We start from the raw sequence: 7,233 nt of genomic DNA on the forward strand, positions 1-7,233 counted from the left end.
TTCTCCTTTCTAGGAAGTATAATCACGTTTACGCGGCGGGATTATGGATACGTCAATGTCTTCATAGTGAATAATTGGTGCTGACTCTCCATCAAATTTCGCCATCGTTGTTTTCATAAAGTTCTCGTCGTCACGTTCAGGGAAGTCCGGTTTATAGTGCGCACCGCGACTTTCATTACGTTGAAGTGCTCCGATAGTGATAACTCGTGCTAAGTATAACATATTCTTAAGTTGACGCGTAAAAGTTGCGCCTTGGTTTGACCATAGTTGAGTATCAGTCATATTGATATTTTCATATCTTTCAAGAAGCTCAACAATTTTTGCATCAGTTTCTTCCAGACGGTCATTATAACGAACGACTGTTACGTTGTTTGTCATCCACTCACCAAGTTCTTTATGAAGAAGGTAAGCGTTTTCCGTACCGTTCATTTTAAGGGTATCGTCCCACTTCTGTTGCTCATCTTTAATCGCCAAGTCGAATACCGATGAAGGAATTTCTTCAGCAGTTTTTTCAAGGCCTTTCATGTATTTCACGGCATTTGGTCCTGCAACCATTCCACCATAAATTGCGGATAGAAGTGAGTTAGCACCAAGACGGTTTGCACCATGTTGTGAATAATCACATTCTCCTGCTGCGAATAATCCAGGAATATTCGTCTGTTGATCATAGTCAACCCAAAGACCACCCATTGAATAGTGAACTGCCGGGAATATTTTCATCGGAACTTTACGTGGATCGTCACCAGTAAATTTCTCGTAGATTTCTATGATTCCACCAAGCTTAATGTCAAGCTCTTTTGGATCCTTATGTGAAAGATCTAGGTAAACCATGTTTTCACCATTAATACCGAGCTTTTGATTGACACAGACGTCGAAAATTTCACGTGTTGCAACATCACGCGGTACTAAGTTTCCGTATGCTGGATACTTTTCTTCCAAGAAATACCATGGTTTCCCATCTTTATATGTCCAAACTCGTCCACCTTCACCACGTGCAGATTCACTCATGAGACGAAGTTTGTCATCTCCAGGAATTGCTGTCGGATGAATTTGGATAAATTCTCCGTTTGCGTAATGTGCACCTTGTTGATAAACAATCGATGCTGCTGACCCTGTATTAATGACTGAGTTTGTTGATTTTCCGAAGATAATACCCGGTCCACCAGTAGCCATAATAACTGAATCACCTTTGAATGCTTCGATTTCCATCGTGTGCATATTCTGTGCTTTAATGCCTCGGCAAATGCCTTCGTCATCAAGAATTATACCAAGGAATTCCCAGTTTTCGTATTTTTGAACAAGTCCTTCAACTTCAAAACGTCGAACTTGTTCATCTAATGCGTATAAAAGTTGTTGTCCCGTTGTTGCACCAGCGAATGCTGTACGGTGATGTAATGTTCCTCCAAAACGTCTGAAATCCAAAAGCCCTTCTGGCGTACGGTTGAACATTACACCCATACGGTCCATTAAGTGAATAATTTCTGGAGCCGCGTCTGTCATTGCTTGTACAGGTGGTTGGTTCGCGAGAAAGTCTCCCCCGTATACAGTATCATCGAAATGGATTGCAGGTGAATCACCTTCCCCTTTCGTGTTAACTGCACCGTTAATGCCGCCCTGAGCACATACGGAGTGGGAACGTTTAACCGGAACAAGTGAAAACAGGTCAACCGCAACGCCTTCTTCAGCTGCTTTGATGGTTGCCATCAAGCCAGCAAGGCCGCCGCCGACAATAATCATTCTGCCTTTTGCCATTAATGTTTCACTCCTCAAAGTATAAATAATCTCATAAAATCCTTTTAGTTAAATCAATTTTAAGTAAATGCGAGTAAAGCTTGTACACCAATTACAGAAAGGATTATGAACACTCCAATTGTAATATAAGCCACGATTTTTTGTGCGCGCGGTGATTGTGTAATTCCCCAAGTAACTAGAAAACCCCATAGTCCGTTTGATAGATGGAATGTCGCTGCAATCACACCTGCAATATAAAATGCAAGCATAAATGGATTGTCTAAAATGTCAGCCATCATATTGAAGTCTACATCAGCGCCAAGTGCTTTTTGAATTCTAGTTTCCCAGATGTGCCATGCGATGAACACCACTAAGAATACACCAGTAACACGCTGCCAGAAGAACATCCAGTTACGGAATGTACCATACTTCTTGACGTTGCTTTTAAATGTAAATGATATGTAGACACCGTAAAACGCATGAAGCATCAATGGGATGTAGATAATGAACCATTCAAGAAAGAGCACAAATGGCAAATTCCCCATAAAATCTGATGCTGCGTTAAATGCATCAGGACCGCGTGTTGCAAAATGGTTAATAACCAAGTGTTGTACTAAAAAAAGTCCAACTGGAATAATTCCAAGCAACGAATGTAGACGACGAATGTAAAAATCCGATTCTCTTACCAAATCTTTTACCCTCCCTTATTACTGAGGACCTCAAGTACGTGTTCGACACCAAAAGTTCATGAAGAACCGTTGACCGAAACCCTCTTCATGTTACAATAATATGACATATCTATTGTACTCCTCTGTTTTGACGAGGTCAAGATGTCCTTAATTCTAACATTTCACTTTACTATCGAACTAGCATTTTTTTGGAAGGATTGTATGCAGAAAATGACAACAAATAATAGTGGTACGCCTACTCGATTCGGTTACGAGATTATACGAGACCATGTTTTGCCGAGTATCCTTGGTAAAAACGAAAGCGAAATACTCTATTGGGCTGGAAAAGAAGTCGCACGGAAATTTCCTATTTTCACCACCGACGAGATCCCAACATTTTTCATTGAAGCTGGATGGGGAACGTTAACGCTTGAAAAGCTTTCTAAAAATGAGGCGTTTTATAAACTCACAAATGATTCCTATTCATTGAAAATTCAAGAACGCACTTTTCATTTGGAGTCTGGCTTTATAGCCGAGCAATACCAGAAAGTAAATGGATTACTCACTGAATGTTTTGCCGAACAAAACCATAAAGGTGAATTTGTTAAATTTCACGTGAAATGGGACTTAAAAATGAAAATGTAATAAAATGGGGGAAGCTTCTCATTCAAGATGCTTCCCCCTTTTTAATTAGTATACTTTGGAAAGATCGAATCCTTCATGTAATACCGTTACCGCCTTTTCCATATCAGATCCTGGAATAACGACGGAAACTTTGATTTCCGATGTACTGACCATTTTTATAGGGACAGAAGCATTTCGAAGATTATCGAACATTTTGGCTGCAACCCCTGGATTCGAGACCATTCCGCTGCCGACAATCGATACTTTTGCTAATCCAACTTCGTAATCTGCTCTACGATAACCGAGTTCACTTTTATGCAATTCTAAAACATTTATCGCTTCTGCAAAGTCTTCATTTTTGATCGAAAAGGAAACAGATGGTTGTTCGCCTTCCATAATTGTTTGAACGATTATGTCAACGTTAATATGATGTTCAGCAAGTTTTGTAAAAACATTTGCTAGTGAGCCATTGTATGGAACATCGTACATCACCGTAATACGAACAATCTCTTTCTCAAAAGCGACACCACGTACAATCAGATTATTTTCCATTTCAATTTCCTCCCTAATAACAGTCCCTGAACCTTCCATATGTGCGGGTCGTACACGAAGCACTAAGTTATGATTTTTAGCAAATTCAATCGCTCTGGGATGAAGAACCCCTGCCCCTAAATTCGCAAGTTCAAGCATTTCATCATAGGATATTTCAACAAGCTTGCTGGCACTCTCAATCATTCGTGGATCTGTGGTAAAGACGCCTTCAACATCTGTATAAATGTCACAACAAGTTGCTTCGAGTGAAATTGCGATGGCAACTGCGCTTGTATCAGAACCTCCACGTCCAAGTGTCGTTAACTCATTTTGTTTATCAATTCCTTGAAACCCTGTTATGACAGCGACCCCACCACCCTCAAGTAGATTTAACACTTTTTCAGGGTTAACTTTTTCAATTCGCGCATTGCCGTGAACTGAATCGGTTTCTAGACCTGCTTGCCAACCTGTAAATGAATTCGCTGGAATACCTTTTGCTGTAATCGCCATTGCTAGTAGAGAAGCAGTCACTTGCTCCCCAGTTGATAGCAGCATATCAAGCTCTCTACGTGATGCCGTCGGGTTTAAACTGTTTGCCAATGCTACTAATGTATCCGTCGTTTTGCCCATCGCAGAAACGACCACAGCGACCTGTTTGCCTCGGCGAACTTCTTCGACAATCAATGCAGCTGCTCTTTCGATTCTTTCTTCGTTTGCGACCGATGTTCCACCAAATTTCATAACAATTCGTTCCAAAACTCCACCGTCTTTCTCCTGTACGCAAAACAGCCCTCATATGTATATGAGAGCTGATCCGATTTGAGATTCGCTAAAAAAGCGTCTCCTTCGGGATAGCTCTCCAGGTAATATTCCTGACAAATCTCCGTTTCTTCAACGAAAATCCAGTAGGTAATTGCTAACAGACAATTACACACTTCGGCAAATACACCTTTCAATTCCAGTCATTAGGCTGTCACCTTCATGGAATATACTCTTTGCATTCGCACCTCTATCCTCACTAAGAGGGGTTATTCTTTTTTGGTTGAATAAACTTCAACTAGTGAAAAAAATTCAGTGCATTCACTTTATCACACTATTTTTCACTTTGCAAATTTTTCTTGAAAATGGGTTTCAATCGATTCAGCCAACTTCTGCGGGATTCCCGCTTTTTGAAGCTCTGAAGATGATGCTTCTCGAATTTTTTTTACTGAACCAAAATGTGTGAGCAATTGCGTTTTTCTCTTTGGACCCACACCAGGAATGTCATCGAGTGCAGAAGTAATTGAATTTGCACCTCTTCGTTGTCTGTGAAAAGTAATCGCAAAACGATGCACTTCATCTTGAATACGTTGCAACAGATAAAAGGCTTCGCTGTTACTTTTCAACGGAATTTTCTCGATTGGATTCCCATAGAGCAGTTGAGATGTTTGGTGTTTATCATCCTTTGCAAGACCTGCAATTGGAATTGACAACCCCAGTTCATCTTCAATCACACTACGCGCAACTTCCATATGTCCTTTTCCACCATCAATGACGATTAAATCTGGTAATGGTAATCCTTCTTTCAATACACGAATATAACGACGACGAACAACTTCACGCATGGCACCATAATCATCATGCATAGCTGCCGTTTTCGTTTTATATTTACGATAATCTTTTCGATTAGGTTTTCCGTCAACAAACGACACCATTGCAGAAACTGGATCTGCTCCGTACGTATGCGAATTGTCAAAAGCTTCTATACGAAATGGCACCGCGATATTCATCGCTTCTCCAAGTGCTTCACATGCGCCAATTGTTCGAGATTCCTGACGTTCTATCAATTGAAACTTTTCCGACAAGGAAATCTTCGCGTTTTTGCTGGCAAGGTCTACCAGACTTTTCTTTTTTCCTCTTTGCGGGATATATACATTTACTCCCAGTAATTGATGAACGATTTGAGCATCAACTGTTGAAGGGAGTAAAACTTCTTTTGGTTTTATATGATTCGACTTGGCATAAAATTGACCAATAAATGTCAGCATTTCCTGATCTGGATCTTGATAAAGCGGAAAAATAGAAACATCGCGTTCTATTAACTTCCCTTGCCGCACAAAAAACACTTGGACACACATCCATCCATTGTCTACCGCATAGCCAAAAATATCTCGATCCGTAAAATCATTCATGGTCATCGTTTGTTTTTCCATAACCATTTCAATGTTTGTAATTTGATCTCGAAATTCTTTCGCACGTTCAAATTCAAGTGCTTCTGCAGCTGCAGTCATTTTTCCAGTTAATTCTTTTTTCACTTCTTTATATCCACCGTTTAAAAAACGGGTTATATTCAAAATCATATCTTTATAAGCGTCATCTTCAACTTCGTTAATACAAGGTGCAAGACATTGTCCTAGATGGTAGTACAAACATGCACGGTTAGGTAAAACTTCACATTTTCGATATGGATAAATTCGATCCAGAAGTTTTTTCGTTTCAGTGGCTGCGAAAGCATTTGGATAGGGTCCAAAGTACTTTCCTTTATCTTTTTTAACAGTCCTTGTGATAATTAATTTCGGATGTTTTTCAGACGTTATTTTTAAGTATGGATAAGATTTATCATCTTTTAACATAATGTTGTATTTAGGGTCATATTGCTTGATTAAATTTAGTTCCAGGATGAGCGCTTCTATATCTGATGTCGTAATAATTGTCTCAAAATCAACAATTTCAGCCACCAGTCGCTGTGTTTTTCCGTCGTGACTACCTGTAAAGTAACTACGGACACGTTGTTTTAGCACTTTTGCTTTTCCAACGTAAATAACCGTGCCTTGTCGATCCTTCATTAAATAACAACCAGGATGATCAGGCAAGATGGCCAGTTTTTCTTTTATATAGTCATTCATTCTAATTTCACCTACTAAAAAACTGGGAACCTATAGAGGAACCCAGTTTTGAATACTTGTTACGCGTGTTTTTCGATCAGTTGAGCAAGGGCTTCTTTTGGTTGGAAACCAACAACTTTGTCAACCATTTCTCCGTCTTTGAATAGAAGAAGTGTTGGAATTGACATGATGCCGTATTTGCTTGCCGTTCCTTGGTTTTCATCTACGTCTACTTTAACAATTTTTGCTTTACCTTCAATTTCTCCATCAAGTTCCTCAAGAACTGGAGCAATCATTTTACATGGTCCACACCAAGGTGCCCAGAAATCTACAAGTACTACGCCTTCTTCAATGTTTTGTGCGAAATCATTATCGCTTGCATTAATAATAGCCATTTAAAAAACTCCTCCTTTTATCTACAACTTCACACTAATTGTAACACGCGCTAAAATTAGACTCGAAAGATATGCCTGTGATTGTAAATTTGTACTATATATAATAATAATCGGGTATGTTCTATAAATTTCGCTTCGGCGCTTGTGGATGCCTCCCGCAATAAGCCTGATAGAAGACCACTATCAGTCTTATTGCTCCGGCCACCACTTGTAAGGCGCCTACGCTGGTGATTTCATGGTAGATTGTTGACGTTTCTTAAGAGTGAAAGAACTACTGTTTTTAAATATAATTTCTCTCAAGATTTTCAGATCAAAGATTATATATGGATTTCCACATTTGAAAGATGGTACTTCTTTATTTACTTATTATAGTGAAATGAGTTGATTGGAGTGGAGGGCGGCGACCATACGCGTCAACTT

The 7,233-nt window shown here is 39.6% G+C and carries 6 protein-coding genes and 1 riboswitch; of the genes, 1 reads left to right on the top strand and 5 read right to left on the bottom strand.

Annotated elements, in window-relative coordinates; all coding sequences use genetic code 11:
* Window positions 1-9: 9 nt before the first annotated feature.
* Together sdhA and AC25Y1_RS17390 are read right to left on the bottom strand one after the other, a co-directional pair.
* Window positions 10-1,752, bottom strand: a complete 1,743-nt coding sequence (gene sdhA, locus AC25Y1_RS17385) for a succinate dehydrogenase flavoprotein subunit (protein WP_488149264.1) — start codon at window positions 1,750-1,752, stop codon at window positions 10-12.
* Between the two features lie 59 nt (window positions 1,753-1,811).
* Window positions 1,812-2,420, bottom strand: a complete 609-nt coding sequence (locus tag AC25Y1_RS17390) for a succinate dehydrogenase cytochrome b558 subunit (protein WP_488149265.1) — start codon at window positions 2,418-2,420, stop codon at window positions 1,812-1,814.
* Between the two features lie 210 nt (window positions 2,421-2,630).
* Between AC25Y1_RS17390 and AC25Y1_RS17395 the strand changes: the two genes are divergently transcribed.
* On the top strand, window positions 2,631-3,044 hold the full coding sequence (locus tag AC25Y1_RS17395) for a YslB family protein (protein ID WP_488149266.1): 414 nt from the start codon (window positions 2,631-2,633) through the stop codon (window positions 3,042-3,044).
* Window positions 3,045-3,089: 45 nt separating this feature from the next.
* Here the strand turns inward: AC25Y1_RS17395 and AC25Y1_RS17400 are convergent, their stop codons facing one another.
* The 3 genes from AC25Y1_RS17400 to trxA all read right to left on the bottom strand — a co-directional run bounded on the left by AC25Y1_RS17400 (window position 3,090) and on the right by trxA (window position 6,813).
* Window positions 3,090-4,310: an aspartate kinase gene (locus AC25Y1_RS17400; RefSeq protein ID WP_488149267.1), complete on the bottom strand. Its 1,221-nt coding sequence runs from the start codon at window positions 4,308-4,310 to the stop codon at window positions 3,090-3,092.
* 88 nt (window positions 4,311-4,398) lie between these two features.
* Window positions 4,399-4,574: riboswitch (Lysine riboswitch) on the bottom strand.
* A gap of 80 nt (window positions 4,575-4,654) precedes the next feature.
* The gene (gene uvrC / locus AC25Y1_RS17405) at window positions 4,655-6,439 is read right to left on the bottom strand and encodes an excinuclease ABC subunit UvrC (protein WP_488149268.1); all 1,785 of its coding nucleotides are present in this window, start codon (window positions 6,437-6,439) and stop codon (window positions 4,655-4,657) included.
* A gap of 59 nt (window positions 6,440-6,498) precedes the next feature.
* Window positions 6,499-6,813 (bottom strand): thioredoxin, encoded by a 315-nt coding sequence (trxA, locus tag AC25Y1_RS17410; RefSeq protein WP_488149269.1) that lies wholly within the window; start codon window positions 6,811-6,813, stop codon window positions 6,499-6,501.
* Window positions 6,814-7,233 lie beyond the last annotated feature (420 nt).

It is taken from the genome of Sporosarcina sp. Y1009 (genome assembly GCF_057669865.1).